At 37.6% G+C, this 21,111-nt stretch carries 20 protein-coding genes; 16 read left to right on the top strand and 4 right to left on the bottom strand.

Annotation, left to right across the window (positions count from 1 at the left end; genetic code table 11):
- The 6 genes from ND812_RS04540 (at position 1) to ND812_RS04565 (ending at position 4,441) form a co-directional block, all read left to right on the top strand.
- Positions 1-777, top strand: a complete 777-nt coding sequence (locus ND812_RS04540; protein ID WP_265374454.1) for an enoyl-CoA hydratase/isomerase family protein — start codon at positions 1-3, stop codon at positions 775-777.
- Positions 778-1,012: 235 nt separating this feature from the next.
- Positions 1,013-1,351, top strand: a complete 339-nt coding sequence (locus ND812_RS04545; protein WP_265374455.1) for an arsenosugar biosynthesis-associated peroxidase-like protein — start codon at positions 1,013-1,015, stop codon at positions 1,349-1,351.
- A gap of 3 nt (positions 1,352-1,354) precedes the next feature.
- Positions 1,355-2,329, top strand: coding sequence for an arsenosugar biosynthesis radical SAM (seleno)protein ArsS (arsS, locus tag ND812_RS04550; protein ID WP_265374456.1), 975 nt, complete (start codon positions 1,355-1,357; stop codon positions 2,327-2,329).
- Entirely contained in the window at positions 2,330-3,085 is a 756-nt protein-coding gene (map, locus tag ND812_RS04555; RefSeq protein WP_265374457.1) for a type I methionyl aminopeptidase, read from the top strand.
- A gap of 32 nt (positions 3,086-3,117) precedes the next feature.
- Positions 3,118-3,936, top strand: coding sequence for an alpha/beta fold hydrolase (locus ND812_RS04560; protein ID WP_265374458.1), 819 nt, complete (start codon positions 3,118-3,120; stop codon positions 3,934-3,936).
- A gap of 100 nt (positions 3,937-4,036) precedes the next feature.
- Positions 4,037-4,441, top strand: coding sequence for an MAPEG family protein (locus tag ND812_RS04565; RefSeq protein ID WP_265375902.1), 405 nt, complete (start codon positions 4,037-4,039; stop codon positions 4,439-4,441).
- On the opposite strand, the gene ND812_RS04570 is transcribed toward ND812_RS04565, so the two are convergent.
- The gene (locus ND812_RS04570) at positions 4,438-5,439 is read right to left on the bottom strand and encodes an NAD(P)H-dependent glycerol-3-phosphate dehydrogenase (RefSeq protein WP_265374459.1); all 1,002 of its coding nucleotides are present in this window, start codon (positions 5,437-5,439) and stop codon (positions 4,438-4,440) included. The genes ND812_RS04565 and ND812_RS04570 overlap by 4 nt on opposite strands.
- A gap of 56 nt (positions 5,440-5,495) precedes the next feature.
- Here ND812_RS04570 and ND812_RS04575 point away from each other — a divergent pair, with 56 nt between their 5' ends.
- Genes ND812_RS04575 through ND812_RS04595 form a run of 5 tightly spaced genes read left to right on the top strand, consistent with a single transcriptional unit; the run spans position 5,496 to position 10,464 of the window.
- Complete coding sequence (locus ND812_RS04575) at positions 5,496-6,176, top strand: hypothetical protein (protein ID WP_100725417.1); 681 nt, start codon at positions 5,496-5,498, stop codon at positions 6,174-6,176.
- Positions 6,177-7,181 (top strand): metallophosphoesterase family protein, encoded by a 1,005-nt coding sequence (locus ND812_RS04580; RefSeq protein ID WP_265374460.1) that lies wholly within the window; start codon positions 6,177-6,179, stop codon positions 7,179-7,181.
- The gene (locus ND812_RS04585) at positions 7,182-7,583 is read left to right on the top strand and encodes a hypothetical protein (protein WP_265374461.1); all 402 of its coding nucleotides are present in this window, start codon (positions 7,182-7,184) and stop codon (positions 7,581-7,583) included.
- Positions 7,584-7,588: 5 nt separating this feature from the next.
- Positions 7,589-9,649 (top strand): ATP-dependent DNA helicase RecG, encoded by a 2,061-nt coding sequence (recG, locus tag ND812_RS04590; RefSeq protein WP_265374462.1) that lies wholly within the window; start codon positions 7,589-7,591, stop codon positions 9,647-9,649.
- A gap of 26 nt (positions 9,650-9,675) precedes the next feature.
- Positions 9,676-10,464 (top strand): M15 family metallopeptidase, encoded by a 789-nt coding sequence (locus ND812_RS04595; protein ID WP_265374463.1) that lies wholly within the window; start codon positions 9,676-9,678, stop codon positions 10,462-10,464.
- Here the strand turns inward: ND812_RS04595 and galE are convergent.
- Both galE and lpxA read right to left on the bottom strand, forming a co-directional pair.
- Positions 10,459-11,427 carry a UDP-glucose 4-epimerase GalE gene (galE, locus tag ND812_RS04600; RefSeq protein WP_265374464.1) on the bottom strand — a complete coding sequence of 323 codons (969 nt, stop codon included), beginning with the start codon at positions 11,425-11,427 and terminating at the stop codon, positions 10,459-10,461. The genes ND812_RS04595 and galE overlap by 6 nt on opposite strands.
- Entirely contained in the window at positions 11,424-12,230 is an 807-nt protein-coding gene (gene lpxA, locus ND812_RS04605; RefSeq protein ID WP_265374465.1) for an acyl-ACP--UDP-N-acetylglucosamine O-acyltransferase, read from the bottom strand. Before lpxA ends, galE begins: the two co-directional genes overlap by 4 nt.
- 99 nt (positions 12,231-12,329) lie before the next feature.
- Here lpxA and ND812_RS04610 point away from each other — a divergent pair, with 99 nt between their 5' ends.
- Positions 12,330-12,683, top strand: a complete 354-nt coding sequence (locus ND812_RS04610) for an Hpt domain-containing protein (RefSeq protein ID WP_407658451.1) — start codon at positions 12,330-12,332, stop codon at positions 12,681-12,683.
- Positions 12,684-12,687: 4 nt separating this feature from the next.
- On the opposite strand, the gene ND812_RS04615 is transcribed toward ND812_RS04610, so the two are convergent.
- A complete protein-coding gene (locus ND812_RS04615; RefSeq protein ID WP_265374466.1) occupies positions 12,688-14,085 on the bottom strand; it encodes a DUF6938 domain-containing protein in 1,398 nt (465 codons plus the stop codon).
- An 89-nt stretch (positions 14,086-14,174) separates the two neighbouring features.
- Between ND812_RS04615 and ND812_RS04620 the strand changes: the two genes are divergently transcribed.
- Genes ND812_RS04620 through ND812_RS04635 form a run of 4 tightly spaced genes read left to right on the top strand, consistent with a single transcriptional unit; the run spans position 14,175 to position 21,111 of the window.
- Positions 14,175-15,356: an acetyl-CoA C-acetyltransferase gene (locus tag ND812_RS04620; protein WP_265374467.1), complete on the top strand. Its 1,182-nt coding sequence runs from the start codon at positions 14,175-14,177 to the stop codon at positions 15,354-15,356.
- A 6-nt stretch (positions 15,357-15,362) separates the two neighbouring features.
- Positions 15,363-16,949: a methyltransferase domain-containing protein gene (locus tag ND812_RS04625; RefSeq protein WP_265374468.1), complete on the top strand. Its 1,587-nt coding sequence runs from the start codon at positions 15,363-15,365 to the stop codon at positions 16,947-16,949.
- The gene (locus ND812_RS04630; protein WP_265374469.1) at positions 16,950-20,015 is read left to right on the top strand and encodes a peptidase domain-containing ABC transporter; all 3,066 of its coding nucleotides are present in this window, start codon (positions 16,950-16,952) and stop codon (positions 20,013-20,015) included.
- On the top strand, positions 20,008-21,111 hold the full coding sequence (locus ND812_RS04635; protein WP_265374470.1) for a beta-barrel domain-containing protein: 1,104 nt from the start codon (positions 20,008-20,010) through the stop codon (positions 21,109-21,111). Before ND812_RS04630 ends, ND812_RS04635 begins: the two co-directional genes overlap by 8 nt.

Raw genomic sequence — 21,111 nt, forward strand, 5'->3', positions numbered from 1 at the left:
ATGACTCCTTTTGCAGAGATCTTTCATGGAGACCGCATCTTGGAAATCAAGATGCAGTCCAATGAAAAGAACACATTTGATTTTGAAGCCTTTGTTTCATTTCAAGAAATCTTAAACAAACACGCAAACAACCCAAACTTGCGTGTTTTATTATTTACATCCGCACAAACACAATTTTTTTCCAATGGGATTGAACCCACTCTCATGTATGGAAAATCGGAATCTGATGTCAGGCGTTCCGTTGAACAGTTGTTAAGAACGGCACAAACCTATTTTCATTTTCCAGTTCCAACCATTGCTGTGATCAACGGTCATTGTATGGCTGCTGGCGCTGTATTTGCCTTGTTTTCGGATTACCGATACATGGTGGACAAAGGAGGAAGGATTGGTTTTTCAGAAGCAATTGTAGGTCTTAATTTTCCTTCGATTCCAACCATCGTATTGCAAGACTTAGTTGGAGTAAAGGCCACTCGAGATTTATTATTCACAGGGAAACAAATCAAAGGTCCAGAAGCAAAGGAAATTGGGCTTGTTGATGAATTGTTTAGTGCAGATGATTTATATCCTGAAGCAATGAAGTTTGCCGAATCACTCTCCAAACTCACATACAATTCAAGCCGTGGGATGAAAACTGCCTTACGAGAACCATACCGAACACAAATGGAATCCTTATTCCAATTGGATGCAGATTTATTCACGAAAGTGATTTTATCTCCCGATGGCCAGGAAGGATTTTTATCACTCATCGAAAAACGTAGGCCCAAGTTTTTAACCTAATTGAACATCGATAATCGTATGTGGCAGAATTCCAAGTCAAATACAGTCTTGCTGTAATGAACTCCTACTATTCTTAAAAATTGAATTGATAGTCGAAAATATAACTTTTTGGACCTTAACAAATGGAATTTTTGATTAAGATTTTAAACCAAATCGTATTTTTTAATCATTCTAAATAAAAGGCAAACCTTGACTTGGGTTTGAATCCGTCCAAAGTATACGGAAAGGGAAAAATATGGCAGAAAATCATTATTACAATGCAAAAGATTTAGGAAAATTTGGAGAAATTGGGCGCACAAATCGCGCTCTTGCTGATAAATTTTTTGGGTATTACAATGCTGTGATGGCGGAAGGAGCACTCACAGAAAGAGAAAAGGCTCTCATTGCCCTGGCGGTGGCTCATGCGCTGAAATGCCCTTATTGTATCGATGCATACACAACCACCTCACTCCAAAAAGGTGCTGATGAAGCACAAATGAATGAAGCGGTGCATGTAGCTGCGGCAATGGCTGCTGGGATCAACTTAGTTCACAGTGTACAAATGCAAAACAAAATAGACGAACTTTCTTTTTGATCTATGGAACTAACCGAACAACTTTCCACCTTACAAGGTTATAGCGGAAATCCATTTTTAAAAACGGTTGGAAAACCAATCCAAGCTCGTTCGATTAAGGTATTTCAAATCAATGTTGGCAAGTGGTGTAACCAAGCATGTCGGCATTGCCATGTGGATGCGTCACCTATTCGAACAGAGATGATGGATAGAAGTACTGCGGAACTTTGTATCAACCTCATTTCGAAAATTCCAGAGATCGAAACAGTGGATATCACTGGCGGTGCTCCAGAAGGGAATCCACATTTTAAATATCTGGTAACGGAAGCAAAACGCCTTGGGAAACGAGTGATGGATCGTTGTAACCTCACCATTTTAGAGGAACCAGGTTATGAATGGTTGTATGAATTTCTAAAAGAAAATGAGGTTGAAATTGTTTCGTCGTTACCTTCGGTGTTGGAAAATGTGACTGATAACCAAAGAGGGAAAGGTGTTTATCAGAAATCAATTACCGCCTTAAAGAAGTTAAATGCTCTTGGTTACGGCACAAAACTTCCCATCCATTTGGTATACAATCCCAATGGATTGTTTTTAAGTTCGGGACAAACACAATTAGAAAAAGAATACAAAGACAGTTTGTCTAAAAAATATGGAATTGTATTCAACCAACTCTTTTGTATCAATAACCTCCCCATCAATCGGTTTTTAGGATCCCTTGTCCGAAGTGGTAAGTTTGAAATGTATATGGAAACATTGGTAAATGCGTACAATCCTTCAACAGTGAATGGACTCATGTGCCTGGATCAAATATCAGTTGGGTATGATGGGTCAGTTTACGATTGTGATTTTAACCAAATGTTGGATTTAAAATCCAAAGAAGTGAAACACATCAAAGATTTCGATTTGCACTCCTTTCTAGGACGAGAGATCGTTGTAGCAAACCATTGTTATGGTTGTACAGCTGGAGCTGGTTCTAGTTGTGGTGGAGAAATTGTATAAATGTCGATTCAAAATGAAAAAGACCTACATGGGATTTTAAAAGCTGGCAAGTTTGTCGCAAAAGTACGTGAACTTTTAAAATTATTAGCAAAACCAGGTGTATCTACATTGGAACTAGATATGGCTGCCAAACAAGAGTTTGAAAAAGCAGGTGCTTATTCTGCACCAAAGTTTGATTATCAATTTCCTGGTTTTACTTGTATCAGCACTAATTTTGAAATTGCTCATGGAATTCCTAAAAAAGAAACCATTTTAAAAGAAGGCGATTTGGTGAATGTGGATGTGTCTGCAAAACTCGATGGGTATTATGCTGACACTGGGATTTCCTTTGTTGTTGGAAAAACAAACCCTAATTTGGAAAAACTTTGTGAAACCGCGATTGAAGGAACCATGCGCGCCACAAAACAAGCGTATACTGGAAATTATTTAAGAAATATTGGAAAAGAGATACATTCTGCTGCCAAAGAAAATGGATTCACTGTCATTAAAAACTTAGCAGGACATGGCACTGGGAAAAAACTGCATGAAGAACCACAAGTGTTGGTTTACGAAGACAAACGAGACCATCGCAAACTGAACCATGGCCTTGTCCTTGCAATCGAATCCTTTATCTCCACAGGAAGTCAAACTGCTTTTGAAGAAGCAGATGGATGGACCCTTGTGGCAGGGAACCGTCAAGGAAATTTAAGTTACGTAGCACAATGTGAGCATACTGTCATTGTGCAAAATGGTAAACCCATCATTGCCACTTTGTAATTTTTGATTGGATTGAAGGTATTGGAGATTCTTTGTCTTCTCTAGAAATCATCGAACAAGGTGTTCCACCTGAAGAAGCACAAGGTTTTCTCATTCTTTGGCCGAGCACAGGTGGGAATGCACGTTCCTTTCGTATACGAGAATCAGAACTTATCGATTACGGACTCAGATTAATCCGATTCAATCCACCATCACATGGTGATTCCAATGGAACATATGATCCAAAATCCGCCATTACGCTGTTAGATGAATATTTAAGGAAACAAAATTATATTGGGAAACCATTGTATGGAATTGGACATAGTGGAGGTGGCGCAGCACTTCTTTTATACGCAAAACAAGTACAATTCCAAAATTTGTTTTTATTATCTCCCATTCTAAATAGTGTCCAAAGTTTAGAATTTTTGTATGAATCAAATTCCATTGAAGAATTTAGTCGTTTGTTACTTTTACCAAACATTTCTGATGATGAATTTCCCAACAAACAAATATTAGAGACTTTATCCACTTCACTTTGGTTGGAAACAGGTAAGGTAAACCATCTTTCTTTTCCAGTTAAAAATACAAGGATACAATTGGATTCACTCGCTCAGTTCTTAGAGAATTTGTTTTTACCAGGGTTTCGGGTGGAAAACGTTGATTTTGAAAAAAGAACAGATATAACAATTTTTTTACCTGCAATGGACAAATGGTTTCCTAAAGAGTTCACATCCCAATTTGCAAAACGAAATCATATGCGTTTGGTAGAAATTCTTGAAGCACCTGATCATTTTTTTTCAAAGAGTTGGCTTTCCATTTGGAAACAGATCAAATCGATTGGATGGGGAGATAAAGAATCCTATCCCAGTTAAATTTTTTTCAATAATTGGTTTACAAATGAACCAGAGTCAGTTAGTATTCTCGCCTGTATCATTTCACTCTGAATCGGTGGAAGGTGATAAAGGAGAAATTGTGGGACCCATCTATTTGGCATTGATTTTATTTACTCTTTGGACTTTGGGTCTTGGAGTTACATTGATAACGTATCGAAGTGTACAAGTGTTACTTGGTAAAAAAAAATCCAATGAATTTCCAGCAGGTATACAACATGGAAGTGATTTTAATTGGAGGTTGAATCGTGCTCATCTTAATAGTTTGGAAAACCTACCACTTTTTGTAGCAGTAGTATTCTTAACTGTAAGTTTAGGAAAGGTAAATGAATTTGTGAACCAAGCAGGATTTGTGATTTTAGGAGCAAGGGTATTACAATCCCTCACTCATTTAATTGGAACGAATGTCCTTGCAGTGAACATCCGTTTTACATTTTATATGATCCAAATTGTGACATACATTGTTTTGCTAATCCAATTACTTTAAACACCTTCCCGTTTGAGGTCACGGCCCATTAGAGCTTTTACAACTTCTTTTGGGTCTTTGTCTTCGTATAACATGCGATACACTTCTTGAGTGATTGCCATTTCTACTCCCAATTTATCCGAGAGATTTTTGGTGGAGAGTGTGGTTTTGACACCTTCTGCTACTTCGTTCATCGATGCCAAAATTTCTTTTAACTTCTCCCCTTTGCCCAATCGAAAACCTACAGTTCGATTTCTGGAGGCTTCCCCGCAACAAGTAAGGACTAAATCTCCCATACCGGATGGCCCAAGAAAGGTCATAGGATCTGCTCCCATTTTGATTCCCATCCGAGTGATCTCGTTTAACCCACGAGTGATGAGAGCGGCCCTTGTGTTTTGACCAAACCCAAGGCCATCAGCAACACCAGCAGCGATGGCGATCACGTTTTTCAAAGCACCACCCACTTCCACACCAACTACATCGGGAGTCCAATAGGTACGAAAGTATGTGAAACTAAAAATCTCTTGCACACGTTTGGCGGTTGCTTCGTTTTTGGAAGCGATGGAAACAATGGTAGGAACTCGTTTTACCATTTCTTTGGCAAAACTGGGACCCGAAAGATAGGAAAGTTGAGAATGGTATTGGCCTGGAAGTTCTGATTCAAAAATCTCGGAGACAAGTCGTAAGGATTCATTTTCAATCCCTTTTGATGCGGAAACAATGGGAACTTTATGCGGGATATGGTCTTTAATTTCCTTTAGGATGCCGGATAAGGCATGGCTAGGTGGTGCGGAGACAATCATTTCCTTGTCTTTTACTACCTGGATGAGGTCTGTACTCGCCCTCAATTTTTCTGGAAGCACCAAATCAGGCATATGTTTGGAATTCATATGGTTTTCATTGATGGAACGTGCTTGTTCCTCACTTCTTGTCCAAAGGGTGACGTCGTAACCCTTATCTGCCAAAATACTACCTAGTGCAGTGCCAAAACTTCCAGAACCTATGATTCCAATCTTCATGAGTTCAGTATTCTAAATCTGCTTTCCAAAAAGGCAATAGAAAATAAAATTAATATATGCTTTTAACGGATCTCTTCCGTTTCAACCCACTCAATCTCTTTTTGCCACCCAAAGTGGTCCCAAAGAGTAATTACAAGGTTACCTTATTACTTGGTAGCTTAAAAAAAGTCATACAAACGGAAATCATCGCAGAAGACCCCGATTTAGAAAGTATGGAAGTCGGCTCTGCAAAAGGGGAAGTCATCTTAACGGGGACTTATAGGATGGAATGGCTTTGGATTGCAAGAATCCTAAAAGTAAATTCGATTCGTTACCGTGTGCGACTCAAACCAGTGTTAGTAAAAGATAACAAGGCTCGGTTAAAGATTGTTGGATACCGTGTATGGGACACAAAACCGAGACGTTTTGATTTTGTTAGGTGGTTTGTAAAAATTGATCCTTTTCATAAAAAAAAGGTATTTGAATCCATCATCCATGCGGCTCCCCATATATTATCGATCACAGGTTTACAATGGGAATTATTATTTGATCTCAATTATTTTTTAAATTTGGTTCCGACCATAGCAGGAAAAATCGAAATCCAATACCTTGTCGCTGATCATAATGAATTGTATATCTTTGTGAGATCCTCTACCATATTAAAACCTTTAGTAGATTTTTTTGGTCCTGAATATCTTAAGATCGATTATATAGAAGAGGATAGGGATATTCAGATGTTACTTTGGGAAAACGAATAAATGAAAATCATTTATCTTACGGATATCCATGATGGACTTCATGGTCTAAAAAAAATTCTGCAATCAACAGAAGCAGATTTGTACCTTTTTTCCGGAGATATCATCTACAAAGCATTTTTTTCCTTTGATCGTATCATCGATTTTTGTGGTGTCCAAGAAGAATTGTATTATTTGTTAACGGAAAGAAAAGACGACTCAACTCCGTTTGATTTCACAACTCATGCCATTCGTTTTCCTGAAAAGTATTCAACTGCCATTGTAGAAAAGTCACAAAAATATAGAGATTTGTATAAGTTAGCTGCCAAAACGATGAAAGAAAAATATGAAATCATCGAAAAATTGATTTTGAAATACGCAAAATCACCTGTTTATTGTTTACCGGGAAATTATGATTTGGATTTACAATACACGGAATTGTACCAAAGGGAATTACATCGTAAAAGTTTTGATTTTAAAAACATTAAAGTCTCTGGTTATGGTGGTGCCCCCATTTGGACTTCGGGTATCCCTGAGAAACTAACAGTTGTATTTCATGAATATACAAAAAATGGGAAAAACTATAGTGAACCTGAGGACTTTTTCCGGGAGGAACTACCTGACATCTGTTGGATACACAATCCAGCGTATGGTTATTTTGATACCATTCCAGGAGTAGGAAAGTGTGGTAGCCAAGGGATACGTCGTTACTTAGATGATGAATCTCCTTCTCTTGTTGTCTCTGGTCATGTTCACGAAGACCAAGGAATTAAAAAAACTAAAAATACTGTTTTTATCAATCCATCTAACTTCGGTGCTGTGGACTCTTTACATGGTTTCCAAGAAGGTGGGTATTATGCTGAAATTTTTATGGAAGGAAAAGATGTTGTACAATCCAATCTTTGCCAATTAAAGGAAGATGTTTGCCATACCTTAATTGAAGTGGATTGTTCGGAAAAACAATTAAAACTCATTTCTCAAAATCCAATTTCAACGGTGAGTTCTGAAGATTACATTCGAGGAAATTAAATGGTCACCTTTCTGACGATTTGTGGCGTTTTATTCACTGTAGCCTTTTTTTTATATGCGCTCTCTGCTGTTGACAACCAATCTCTAAACCATAAAGAAAAAGAACGCCTTAAAAAAGAAGAAAATCTTCGCGTGGGGGATCCACGAAAGGTTTATGGTAAGGATAAAGATCCTAATTTGCCAAGACTCCGCCTATGTCCTGTTTGTGGAACAGTTCTTCGGAAAGATGAATATTTATATGCTGCAATTTCTACTTATACAAACAGCGAAGGGAAAAAACAGGCACAAATATATGGATGCAAATATTGTTATCTGATTTTAGATTCTGAAAAAAATAATCTTGATTCAAATGTTGGGAATGACAATCCATTTGGACCACCAAAACCTACGGATGAAATATAAATACTATGTTTGATCTCACACAAAGTTTATCGAATTTAAAAGGCATTGGCCCGAAACGTAAAACTGTTTTGTTGGAACATGGAGTTACAACGTATTACGAATTATTGACTTACTTTCCAAGACGTTATCTAGACCGTAATTTTACAAAGGATATTATTTTAAAACAAGGTGATAATGTCACTTTACTTGGAAGTGTTGTAGATAGTTACATTGTGCACGGAAAAAAGAGTCGATTACTCGTTGGTTTTCGTACTTTAAACAATGAAAGAATCAACTTAGTGTTTTTTCGTGGAGTTAATTTTTTTCATAAACTCTTCGCGATTGATAAAAAAGTTGTGATCTCTGGCAAATTGGAATATTTTAAAGGATATCAAATCATCCATCCGGAATATGAATTTTTATCAGACAAGGATGATCCAGAGGATTCGATACATGCTGGTCGAATTATTCCCCTGTATCCATCCACTGAGGCACTCAAAGAAGAAGGATTGGATTCAAAAGGTTTACGCAAACTTATCCACCAAGTATTAGAAAGTGGCGAGATCGGAGAAAACCTTCCTTCTAAATTTATCAAAAAACGAAAGTTACTCGGTCGTGATGAAGCATTTCGTAAAATTCATTTTCCTGATACGATGGAAACAGTCCAAGTTTCCAGGAAACGATTTGCCTATGAAGAGTTTTTTTATTTCCAAAGACTCTTATTGTATAAACAAAGAGAACGCCAAAAAGTAAAACGATTGTTGTGGCCTCTCCCTAATTCACCATCTCGTGTAAATTTAGAGAAAAATCTTCCTTTTGAATTAACAGAAGATCAAAAAATAGCGGTTACGACTATACTCTCCAAAACAAACGCAGATTCACCTTCAGCGTTTCTGTTACAAGGAGATGTTGGATCAGGAAAAACCATTACGGCACTACTTGTAGGTTTACATTATATCGATAACCACATCCAAGTGGCCTTTCTTGCACCTACAGAAATTTTAGCAAGGCAACACTACCAAACTATTTATAAATTTATGGGCAATATGCCATTCCTTGGGATTGAACTGTTATTAGGTGGTGAAAATAAAAAATCCAGGTCAGAAAAATTAAGCCGTATCAAAAACGGTGAATCTAATATCATCATTGGAACCCATTCTTTGTTGCAGGAAGATGTTATTTTTTCTGATTTGGGTCTGGTAGTGATTGATGAACAACATAAGTTTGGTGTCGACCAAAGAGAAACAATTCGTGCCAAAGGAAAAAACCCCGATATTTTGGCGATGACAGCGACTCCTATTCCCAGAACACTTTGTCTCACTTTATATGGAGACTTAACACTCGTGAATATTAAAACAAAACCAAAAGGTCGTAAACCCATCGACACACGATGGTACAAAGAAGACCGAAGAACAGGTGTATACAATTCAATTCGAAAGTATGTAACCTCTGGTAGACAGTGTTATATCGTATACCCTCTCGTTGAAGAATCGGAGAAGGTCGATTTAGAGTCTTGTACGGTTGCTTATGAAAACTTACGCACGAATATTTTCCCTGATCTGAAAATTGGATTATTACATGGAAAAATGAAAAGTGTCGAGAAAGAATCCGTTATGGAAAAATTTAAATCAGGAGAGATCCAAATTTTAGTCACTACAACTGTTGTGGAAGTGGGAGTGGATGTACCCAATGCTACAATTTTAGTAGTGGAACATGCGGAACGATTTGGAATTTCCCAATTACACCAGTTACGTGGTCGAGTGGGCCGAAGTGATTTAGAAAGTTTTTGTATTTTAATGACAGGTGATTTTGTCAGTTATGAAGGTAGAGATCGATTAGAAGCATTAGTAACTTCCAACGATGGTTATTTTTTGGCAGAAAAGGATCTAGCCATTCGTGGTCCAGGTGAACTTTTAGGAGTCAAACAAAGTGGACTTCCTGAGTTTAAAATTGCTGATTTGGTTGTGGACCGTGAACTTTTGGATGAAGCAAAAGAGGATGCTTCATCCCTTCCGTTGGATGATCCAAGCGAGGTATCTGAACTCAGGATACGATTCAGTGAAGACAAATTTTTATTTGCGAATTAATCGGTAATTTTTAAATGAACCTTACTATGTTCAGAACGAAATATCTATTATTGTTTTTGCTCTCAATACTATGTGTATGTGGGGAGAAACCTGTCAAACAAACTCAATCAGATTTGTATTTGGGTATTGATAAAGTTTCCTATTTAACCGGCAAATTCAATTCTCCTGGACCATTAGCACCTGTTATATTAGAAGAAAATGCTAAAGAACATTTCCTGAGACCAGATGTTAAAAAAGCACTTCACAAAATGATTAATGATTTCGAAGACTCAAAGCCAAGTTCTTATAAACAACATATTTTTTTAGTATCTAGTTTCCGTAATTTTTCACACCAAAAAGGAATTTGGGAATCTAAATACACCGGTAAAAAAGCGATGCGAGTTCCGATCACTGGTAAGGCTCCAGAGGAAATCATTAATCTAATTTTAGAATTCTCAAGTGCACCTGGGACATCTCGTCACCATTGGGGAACCGACTTTGACTTAAATGCTTTGGATAATGCTTATTTTGAATCAAACGGAAAGGGAAAAATTCTATATGATTGGCTAAAAGAAAATGCTTCCAAATATGGGTTTTGCCAACCATACAGTTCACTTTCTACACGAAATAACAAAGGTTACCAAGAAGAAAAATGGCACTGGTCTTATGCCCCCATCTCAAACCAACTCACTAAAGAATGGGTTAAATCATTTCAATCTGGTGAGATCAAGTTGGCCGGAAGTTTTATGGGAGCTAAGGTGTTAGGTGACCGGGCTTTGGATTATGTAAGGTCCATCAACCCGGAGTGTGAAAAAATCAGTTCGCAGAATTTATAGATTTTTGTACAAATTCCACATACTCGATAGTAATGTTTCTGCATCACTATAGATAGGTTTCCAATTGAGAAGTTCTCTTGCTTTTTTGGAAGATGCTAGCAATTTCGCAGGGTCTCCTAAGCGTCTAGGCCCTGTTTTGTGAGGAATTTGTTTTCCAACAACCTTTTCTGATAAATCAGTCATTTCCTTAACGGAATAACCAGATTCAGATCCTAAATTCACCGTTAAACTTTCGTTTTTTGACATGATGTAATTCAAAGCCAAAACATGGGCTTTTGCTAAATCACTTACGTGAATGTAGTCACGAACACAAGTTCCATCTTCTGTTTCATAATCGATTCCATAAATTTCAAAACCATTTCGCATTCCAGATGCCGCTTCCATAATGATCGGTAGTAAGTTGGCTGGAGTTTTTTCTAAACCTTTGATGCGGCCTTTTGGATCGTAACCTGCTGCATTGAAGTAACGAAGTCGAGCTGACTTTAAACCTTTCAGTTTATCAAACCATTCCAAATTTTCTTCAATACAGAGTTTGGTATAACCATAATAATTTTCAGGTTGTAAAGGATGGTTTTCGTCTATCGGCAAATATTTAGGAGCACCATACACTGCAGCAGAAGAAGAAAATACAAAATACTGGCAACCGTACTCGATCATGGCATTTAACAAAGTGAAGGTTCCATTTAAATTATTCATTGTATATTTTAATGGATCTGTCATGGATTCACCAGCTGCTTTCCAAGCGGCAAAGTGGAATACTGCATCTACCTTTTTGGAAAATGCTTTTTTTAGGATTTCTGGATCTTGGATTTCCCCTCTAATGAATTCATTTCCAGGAAACAAATTGGCTTCGTTTCCTTTTTGCATATCATCTACAATAATGATTTCATGTCCAAGTTCCATAAGTTCTAGGACAATATGACTTCCGATATATCCGGCTCCCCCGGTAACGAGAACTCTCATTCTTCGTCGGATCCACCAGAAACAAAACGATGGTCCACAACTCCTCGTTTACTTGTTTCAAAAAATTCGATTACTTTTTCTACTTCTGGAGCAGGATTTGGGTCTTTTTTAAGTTCAGCTAATGCTTGTTTTGTGTTGAGCCCACTATGGTAAATCGTTTTATAAACTCTTTTGATCGCAAGACGAACATCAGCAGAAATTCCAGCTCGTTTCATTCCGACAACATTCAAACTCACCACAAGACCTGGGTGACCGTCGACAGTTGCATACGGAGGAACATCTTTTACTACCTTTGTTAAGCCTGCTAACATTGCATAATCGGAAACTCTAACGAATTGGTGAACTCCAACGGAACCCGATATAAAAACTTTGTTCCCAATCACAACGTGACCAGCAAGCATTGTGTTTTGGACTATGATATTATGGTCACCTACAATGGCATCATGTGCGATGTGGACATTTCCCATCATATAATTATGATTTCCGATGGTAGTGGCTTTCCCTTCCACAGTGCCCCTATGAAAAATTACATTTTCTCTAAAATGATTGTGATCCCCAATTTCCAAATACGTTTTGGTTTCGGGTTTGAAGGCTAAATCTTGTGGCAAACCACCGAAACTACCACCCGAGGAAATTTTGTTAAACTTACCAATCCGTGTCCCAGACAAGATTTTTACGTGGGATTCTATGACGGTTCCTTCTCCAATTTTCACATCTTTTTCGATGATACAAAATGGACCTACTTCAACGGATTCATGTAATTCCGCCTTTGGATCGATGATGGCAGTGGGGTGTATTTTCATATTGAATTACAAAAAAAACCAATTGGAAAGACCTGCAAATGATTTTTTAAAATGTAATTTACACGCTTTTATGAGTCTGTTATCTTTTGAATGGGTGGTGTGAACTTGTTAATAGACTGGTCGCGAATCGAATCTCTTGTGGATATGAATGATCCTGAAGACCAAGCATGGCTTAAGGAAATGATTACTTCCCTATTGGAAAATATGGCGATTCGGGTTGAGAATTTGAACCGTTTGATGTTATCGAAGGATCCAAAAGAACTACAATCCGAACTCCACCAAATCAAAGGAGTTGCTGCCAATTTTGGACTGGCAGGTCTTTCTGAAGTGGTGGTCAAAGCGGAGGCTCTTGTGAAGGCAGGAGACGTGGATTCGTCCATTAACGAAGGAAAAAAAATTCCAGCGATTTGGGAATCCACAAAACAAGAGTTAGAGAAAAAGTTCTCTTCTTAACTTCTTAAGTCGCGGTCGCCATTTCGACGGCCGTTTTACTTCCGTTATAGATCCCTTCGATTGTATTTTTGATAATGGATTCGTTCATTCGTAGTAACAAATCGTCGGACTCAGTGAAAATTTGAACCAGTTCCTTTGCATGCATCACTTCTCGACATTCCACAGTTCCTTCTCCTAGTTCCAAAGACCTTACAACCGAAGCAGCTTCATGGTCTCCAACCCTTCGGATAAACAGTTTCGGAATTGGAAAAAACGCCAACTCAGATGGTTTTGTGACAAGGACATCTGCAATACGAATGAGTTTGTCGGTTGCTGAAAATGCTTCTGTGTGAGTTGGAAAATGAAACAATACAACAGGAGGATTGTTTTCATTGTCATCTGACCTGAGAGGATGGCGTGTAATGAATGTTAGTAGGTCTTCCCAAGAATCAATCGATAAATATGGGATTTTCTGAAAAATCAAATATTCTTCAATTGCCTTGAGCACTTTCACATGGTCACCAGTGTTAATCCAATACACTGCTTTTCTGTTGGTGAGATACGATTTGGTCAAACGGATGAGATCTAAAATATAACCTTTTTGTGCACCTGCTCCACCAATTGGGATTAAGAACCTTCGGATTTTTTTGGAATCAATCCTTCTCACACGGTTTTCAGAATCAGTGACAGCATTTGATACAATGTCTTCTGATACCCAATGTCCAGCGACAGCGAGATTGTCTTTTGGTACACCCATTTCGATAAACTTTGTATAAGAGGAAGGGGATTGGACTAAGTTCAATGCGCCAGGAACAAGTAAGTAGTATTGAGGGTAGTTATCACAAATCAAATGAATGGTTTTGTTAAAACCAGAGGCAACTGCAATCTGACCATTTAACGGGTATGTGGTGATGACAGGCGAATCTTTTGGAATTCCATTCATAAGTCCTTTGTAAAGAGAGGCAAGTTGGCAAGAAAGTTCAAGAGAGGTGAGATTTCCTTGAGACATAAGTTGTCCCCATATCCATTCCACAGGACCACCGATCTCAGAGCTCATCCGAGAAAAAAAACTATATCCAGAATCAATGTCGGCAATGGCTTTCGATTCCGGGGAAGTGATGGCAAGTAAATCGTGTAAGTAAGTAGGGATGTTTTTTTTCAAAGAATGGGAATACACAGAAAGTGCCATCCTGTGGTGACCGTATCCCATCCGAATGCTTCCCACGAGTAATCTTGTTTCAATGGGATTTTGTCCTTTGTCAGAAATGAGTTCTAGACCTGGGTACAATGGGGAAGGGGAAGAAAATAAGGGAATGGAACTTTCTCCAATGGAATAACGTTTTTGGAGGATCCCTCGAATGAGGCCTGCGGTTTGTTTGGATATAAAACCTGTGTCTAGGCCGAACATTGGTTCTCGATTCATGCAGGAAGTCTATTTAACGGGCATTCTCTTTCAAGTGAAATTTCAATTCTTAGCTGACAGGTGACCAATTTTGCCCATTCCTGGTATCTATGGAACAAGTTTACATTTTGGGCGGACTGAGATCCGCATTCGGTAGTTTTGGCGGAACACTCAAAGACATGAGTGCCGTAGACCTTGGGGTCGAAGTATCAAAAGCAGCACTCCAAAAAACTGGAGTTGATCCTTCTTTAATTGAAGAAAGTATTTTTGGAAATGTTATCCCAACAGGAAAAGACGGAATTTATTTGGCTCGTCACATCGGCCTAAAATCAGGAGTTCCGATTGCAAGTCCTGCATTAACACTCAATAGACTTTGTGGTTCAGGAATGGAAGCTGTGATCCAAGCTGCTAAAAAAATCATGTTAGGTGAAGCACATACTGTTCTTGCTGGTGGAGTGGAATCCATGAGCAATGCACCTTATGTTGTGCGCAATGCAAGGTTTGGAGTTCGTTATGGAAATGCAGAATTTGAAGATTCACTCGCTCAAGGATTAACTGACATTTATGTAGATCTTCCGATGGGGATGACGGCAGAAAACTTATCTGACCAATACAAAATTTCCAGAGAAGAACAAGATGCATGGGCAGCAACTTCACAAGAACGAGCAGAAGAAGCAACTAATAAGGGAATTCTAAAAAATGAAATCCATCCCATCACGATCAATGGGAAAAATCCAATTGTGTTCGATAAGGATGAATTCATCAAAGGAAAAGCAGGTGGAGCAAAACTAGCGACTTTAAAACCTGCCTTCAAAAAAGATGGTTCGGTAACTGCAGGAAACGCATCAGGAATCAATGATGGAGCTTCCGCTATGATTGTAGCATCCGCATCCCAAGCAAAAAAACTCGGTAAAGAACCACTCGCGATTGTAAAATCGTGGGGCCACGCTGGTTGTGATCCTGCTAAGATGGGAATTGGACCAGCAATCGCAATTCCAGCTGCATTACAAAAAGCAGGGCTGAGTTTAAAAGACATTGGACTTGTAGAAGTGAATGAAGCATTTGCGGCTCAGTATTTGGCGGTACAAAAGGAACTTGGTCTCGATCCAAAGATTACCAATGTGAATGGTGGAGCCGTTGCGATTGGGCATCCACTCGGAGCATCGGGTAACCGAGTGACATTAACTCTTGCGCTTGAGATGCAAAGACGTGGAGTGAAGTATGGCGTTGCTTCTCTTTGTATCGGCGGAGGACAAGGAATCGCGATTGTTTTAGAAAACCCTAAAGCATAGTACAAAATGTACCTACTCCTTCCGGGGCGTCACCATCTCCTCACCAGGTACCAAAAGGAATACTTACTTCGTTTGGTGAACATGGGACTCTCGGAAGAATTGGATGTGTTTGGAAATCCATTACAAATTTCCAAACACCCAAGAGCCATCATCTTTGCCGTTACATCGGCCAATCATAACAACACAAGGCGTAACCCACTTCCCCTTTACCAAAGGGCGATGATGATTCAAGATTTCTCCAGAGAACTCAACATTCCAAGTTTTGTAATTCCCATTGATGATATTGGTCAGTCACCTAACTTTGCTTCGTATACAATTAAAAAAATTGAAGTAGAAACTGAGTTAATGTTAAAATTAACTCCTGAGAATACAATTGTCCTTTGTTCCACACCAGTGGCGAACTTGTATCTTGAACTTGGATTCAAAGTCCTACCAGTTGAAAAAGTCCCTGGTTCTGCTGATTCGTTTTTAACGAAACTTCCTTGGGAAGAATTAGAAAGTATTGTTTTAAAACATAAACAATCGAAACAAAATCTTGATCCTGCCTGTATCCGTTTGTGGAAGGACTATGGTTTATTTGAAAAAGTAGATATGTTGTTTTCAGATTCTCTGATCGGAGATGATGGGGACCTAACCGAATCTCGGGATTATAATACCTATGTCCGTGAGATGGATGAAATCGCAGAACTCAAATTCCAAGAAACGATTCCTTTTTTGAAACCTGGTCGAATTGGGGACATTGGTTGTGCTGTTGGTTCATGGATTAAACTTGTCTGCCAAGATCCTAAGTATACGGAATCAGATTTTTATGGAGTGGAAATCGCCCGCCATCTTTACCATATCTGTGAACAAAGAAAAGAAAATGGTGAGTTCCAAAATCCCAATGTCTTTTTTTTGCGTAAAAATGCAGTGAGTGGACTTGTGTATCCACGTCTCAGTATGAATGCCATACATACATCCTCTCTCACCCATGAAATCGAATCGTACGGTGACAGGTCCCAACTACTGGCATTTATCAAAAACCGTTATGAGGAACTTGTTTATGGTGGGGTTTGGATCAACCGGGATGTTGTCGGACCAGCAGACAAAGAAACGGAAGTTTATGTCTGGATGGAAGAGGATTCGAGTACAAACCAAGGACTTGGTCCAGAGGATTTTGTTAGTTTCAAAGAATACTTGGAATCCTTATCTACAAAACAACGATTTTTCCAATTCCAACAAGACTTTCGCAAAGAGGAAGGTTATGTGCTTAGGACGACCTCCATTTTAGTCGATGGTATAGAATACCACCGTATGAAACTTAAGGATATCTGCGAATACATCTCAAAGAAAGATTATACAGACAATTGGAAAAGTGAAATGCACGAGACCTTTTGTTTTTGGAGTTTTGACGAGTGGAAAGAACAATTAGAATCAATTGGATTTAAAGTTTCTCCAAATTCCCGTGCCTATCGAAATGAATGGCTCGTTAAAAATCGTTATGAAGGCAAAATCAAACTTTTTTTACCGAGGATCCCAAATCCAAAACAAATCACCGATTTGATCCCTTATGATTTCCCTGTGACTCATATGCTCATGTTAGCGGAAAAATAAATGCAATCAGAAGTTAGGCGTAATCTTGAAAAAATTCGTAATGTATTTCGATCTAATTATTTATTAGCAGAGTTAGACGATTCAGAACGAGAAGCATTAATTCCTTTTATCGAAGTAAAATTTGTTCGGATTGGACAAATACTAATTAAAGCAAACCAAATGCCTGAATACATTCATTTTGTTCTCACTGGCAAATTTGGAATGAAACAGAACAAAGAGGATCTTCATTTAGGAAGGTATGCATTCGTTGAAGAAGGTGAGTCGATAGGAGAAAGGATCACTTTAACAAAAACACCATCAAAACATGATTATTATGCACTAGAACCTTCTATTGTTTTATTATTGCCAACTTCTCGTTTTTTGAAGTTAGTTGAATCTCATCCTGAAATTGCAGAAAAAGCAAAACACAGAGAAGAAGAACAAGAAAAATTCCATTACGTTCGCAAACTAAGTTTTTTTGATGAATTGTCTCCAGAAGAAATTAAATCCATTCTAAAATCGATACAACTCATTAAAGTTCCTCAAGGTGAATTCATTTTTGTTGAAGGTGAGTCTGGAGAATCAGCTTACATCGTCCGTTCTGGAAAAGTTCAAATCAGAACTGAAAATCCGAGGAAAATCATCTCGATCATGAAATCGGGGGATATACTTGGTGAAATTGCAATCTTTAAACAACAAAAAAGATTAGCAAGTGCCATCACAGCAGAAGACTCCGAACTCTATCAAATTCCAGGAAATGTTTTTCGTAAGGTTATTGGTGCGGAAAAAGGGAACAAACTTGAAGAGATTGTCCAATCACGACTCTTACGGTATTCCACATATAAATCCAAAGAAAAAGAAGAAAATTCAATTCGTCCTTTTGTTTCTAAACGATTTGAAATCAGAAAAACAACTCGAACGATTTTAATTGAACAAGTGACAACAGACCAAATGAGCCTAGTTGGTTTGGTTTGTTCCGAATTGGCATTAAGGACATTTGATAAAGCACTCCCTTCAAATTGGAAAATTAGAATAAAAAATGAACTAAGTCGAAATATTGTTCCTGGGATATTTGAATTAGCAATTGAATTAGAAAAACTTGGTTTTTTAACAAAACAACTTCATATTCCATTTTCAGAATTAAATAGTTTAGAGAATCCTGTATTCATTACTGATGATGAAAATATACCGTGTTTATTGTATTTAGTTGATTCAGAGTTAGATGCAATTTTAATCTCACATCCCATTAAAGGTGTGTATGAATTATCAACTGAACAATTTCTAAAACTTTGGGACGGAGTGATTTTACAATTTTCTCTTGCTCCAAGCAGTTTGTCAGCAGAAGTAAGTTTGATTAGTTTTTTTAAAGAACTAAGGATGTTATTTAGTCCCAAAAAGAAAGAAATTCGTTGGGTAATGGTGGCGACTTTTTTTTCAGCAATCTTATCTCTTTCATTGCCTTATTTAATACGCCAGATTGTTGACCAAGTTTTAGTTTTTTCTGATCGTAACTTTTTATTTACAATTGTATTTGGAGTAACTCTTTCCGTATTTTTTCAATCCTTGTTTTCCCTGTTCCGAAATTTGATCTCGATTGGACTCATGCAAAATTTGGAATATAATTACTTTGTTCGATTTTTTCAACATATCTTGAATCTAACTCTACCAGAGTTTCGAAAATTTGAAACTGGAGATTTTACACAAAGACTAAAAGAAAACCAAAGAATTTTAGAAATCACACAAAGATCGGGTTTGTTTTTAATTTTGGACCTTATCACACTTCCGATTTATTTATTCATTTTATTTCGATTGGATGGTGGATTATCATTTGTAGGATTATTTTTCTTAATCGTTTATGCAATTGTAGTCGTTCGTTCCAGTTCAAAAATCAAAAAGTTGCAAAAACATAGTTTCGATTCTAAGAAAAAAACTACTTCTTTTTTTCTATCTTTGTTTTCAGGAATTCAATTGATCAAAGCTTCTTCAATCGAAAGTCGTTATCTTGCAAAAGGATTAAATGAAATTGCAAGGACGATCTTAACAAACTTAAGAGTGGGAAAAAGAGTACACATCCTTGAATTGATTAGCAAATTCTTTGAGCAAATTGGTTTGATTTCAGTTATCGCCTATGGAGTAAATCTTGTTTTAGCTGAACGATTATCACTCGGAAGTTTTTTAGGTTTTTTAATCCTGTATTCCTTACTCATGGAGCCAATTGTAAGATTATGCCATTTGTATGAGGATTTAAACGAATTAAGAGAATCTCGTATGAGACTCACTGAAATTTATTCGCTTCCCGGTGAAATGGTCAGTTTACGGCCGTTTGGTGAACTACCGAGGTTGTCGGGTAGAATTAAATTAGACAATGTAAGTTTTCGATACTCGGAAGGTTCTCCTGAAATTCTGAAAGATATCAATTTGGATATTGAAGCAGGAGAAAAAATAGCGATCGTAGGCCGAAGTGGGTGTGGTAAATCGACCATGATGCGAATTATGATGGGAACACTTTCTCCAACGAAAGGGAAAGTTTTTGTGGATTCGTTTGATTTATCTACACTTGATCCAGAAGAAGTTAGAATCCAATTTGGTGCAGTAGAACAAAATCCCATTTTATTCTCTGGAACTATCACAGAAAATTTATCTAAAAAAAATCCATCACTTCATATGGAATCATTATTAGCTGGTGCCAAGTTGGCCTCTGTTGATCAGTTTGTGGATAGATTTCCGATGAAATATGAAACCAAAATTGGTGAGTCTGGAGTTGGATTATCGGGAGGTCAGAAACAAAGACTTGCGATTGCACGGGCTTTAGTAACGAATCCAAGTATTTTATTTTTAGATGAACCTACTTCTGCATTGGATTCAGAGACAGAAGCGCACATTCAATCACAATGGGAAACTGTCTTTTTGGATCGAACAGTCATTCAAATTTCGCATCGACTACATAGTACAGTGAGTGCAGATAAAATCATTGTCCTAGATGAAGGTCGTATCGTTGAAATGGGTACGCATGCTGAATTGATCCAAACGAAAGGTTACTACTATCATTTGTTTCCTACGTTAACCGAAGAGGAAAGCCATGTTTAAAAAATTTAAGAACTTAAAAGAAACAGATTCCAATTGGGAATCTAGGCATTCGGCTTCTTATTATGATGAATTACTGAAACATCCAGCACCTAACTGGGAAAGGAAGGGCATATATCTCATTGCAGTTTTCTTTTTCTGTTTTGTTTTGTTTTTAGTTTTTGGACGAGTCGATGTTGTCGTACAAGCTAACGGTAACATTCGCCCCAAAGGAAATTATCATGTAGTTGAAGCATTAGAAACAGGTACACTTACGAATTTGTATGTTAAATCAGGTGATTTTCTTAAAAAAGGAGATCCCATTATGGAATTAGAATTTTCCGAACAACAAATTGAACTTTCAAAAGATGCGAATAATTTAGATTACGAAGAAAAAAAATTACAGAGATTAATTCGTAATAAACGTGAAGCAGAAAAAATTTCAAAAAATCTTGCTTATAATTTAGAAAACAATTCTGGATCTTCCTTATCTGGAGGTGTATTAAGTAAGTTTGTAAGTTTAAAAAAAGCTTATATGGATTTTCAAAATGGAGTTGGTGCTAAGTTCATTTATGACCAAAGTTTATTAGAGTTTAATGAAGAATTTGGAAACTTAAAAGATGAAATCCAACGGGAAGAAAATATAATCGCAAGTCTTCGCGGAGATACCAAATTAAAAAAGGAAAGAGTAGCCAATGCGGTAATTCGTATGCCATTTTCTGGCGTGATTGGTGAATTAGCTGTTAACAATGTAGGTCAAAACATCATCCGGGGACAAACAGTGGCTGCACTAATGGAAGAAGGCCAGCCATTGGAAGCAATCGTTGAAGTTAGTAGTAAAGACATTGGTGCTGTAAAACTCGGACTGTCTGCAGTGATTAAAGTAAAAGCATTTCACCAAAATGATTTTGGTGTTGTAGAAGGAATTGTTTCTCAAATCATTCCCAATACAAAAGAAAAGGATTCGTTTAGTGTGATTTTAGTTTTGGGAACACAAGACTTAAACCAAGATGGTAAAAAGTTTCAGTTATTCCCAGGACTAAAAGTTGTTGCAGACATTGTCATTGATAGAAAAAATATTTATCAAATTTTATTTCGTTACGCTGATCCAAGGAATTAA

Source organism: Leptospira limi, from assembly GCF_026151395.1.
Taxonomy (GTDB): Bacteria; Spirochaetota; Leptospiria; order Leptospirales; family Leptospiraceae; genus Leptospira_A; species Leptospira_A limi.

Excerpts from the sequence above, each read along its gene's own strand:
- ND812_RS04540 (WP_265374454.1), top strand. The coding sequence starts at position 1 with ATGACTCCTTTTGCAGAGATCTTTCATGGAGACCGCATCTTGGAAATC.
- ND812_RS04545 (WP_265374455.1), top strand. The coding sequence starts at position 1,013 with ATGGCAGAAAATCATTATTACAATGCAAAAGATTTAGGAAAATTTGGA.
- arsS (WP_265374456.1), top strand. The coding sequence starts at position 1,355 with ATGGAACTAACCGAACAACTTTCCACCTTACAAGGTTATAGCGGAAAT.
- map (WP_265374457.1), top strand. The coding sequence starts at position 2,330 with ATGTCGATTCAAAATGAAAAAGACCTACATGGGATTTTAAAAGCTGGC.
- ND812_RS04570 (WP_265374459.1), bottom strand. The coding sequence starts at position 5,439 with ATGAAGATTGGAATCATAGGTTCTGGAAGTTTTGGCACTGCACTAGGT.
- ND812_RS04575 (WP_100725417.1), top strand. The coding sequence starts at position 5,496 with ATGCTTTTAACGGATCTCTTCCGTTTCAACCCACTCAATCTCTTTTTG.
- ND812_RS04580 (WP_265374460.1), top strand. The coding sequence starts at position 6,177 with ATGAAAATCATTTATCTTACGGATATCCATGATGGACTTCATGGTCTA.
- ND812_RS04585 (WP_265374461.1), top strand. The coding sequence starts at position 7,182 with ATGGTCACCTTTCTGACGATTTGTGGCGTTTTATTCACTGTAGCCTTT.
- recG (WP_265374462.1), top strand. The coding sequence starts at position 7,589 with ATGTTTGATCTCACACAAAGTTTATCGAATTTAAAAGGCATTGGCCCG.
- ND812_RS04595 (WP_265374463.1), top strand. The coding sequence starts at position 9,676 with ATGTTCAGAACGAAATATCTATTATTGTTTTTGCTCTCAATACTATGT.
- galE (WP_265374464.1), bottom strand. The coding sequence starts at position 11,427 with ATGAGAGTTCTCGTTACCGGGGGAGCCGGATATATCGGAAGTCATATT.
- lpxA (WP_265374465.1), bottom strand. The coding sequence starts at position 12,230 with ATGAAAATACACCCCACTGCCATCATCGATCCAAAGGCGGAATTACAT.
- ND812_RS04615 (WP_265374466.1), bottom strand. The coding sequence starts at position 14,085 with ATGAATCGAGAACCAATGTTCGGCCTAGACACAGGTTTTATATCCAAA.
- ND812_RS04620 (WP_265374467.1), top strand. The coding sequence starts at position 14,175 with ATGGAACAAGTTTACATTTTGGGCGGACTGAGATCCGCATTCGGTAGT.
- ND812_RS04625 (WP_265374468.1), top strand. The coding sequence starts at position 15,363 with ATGTACCTACTCCTTCCGGGGCGTCACCATCTCCTCACCAGGTACCAA.
- ND812_RS04630 (WP_265374469.1), top strand. The coding sequence starts at position 16,950 with ATGCAATCAGAAGTTAGGCGTAATCTTGAAAAAATTCGTAATGTATTT.
- ND812_RS04635 (WP_265374470.1), top strand. The coding sequence starts at position 20,008 with ATGTTTAAAAAATTTAAGAACTTAAAAGAAACAGATTCCAATTGGGAA.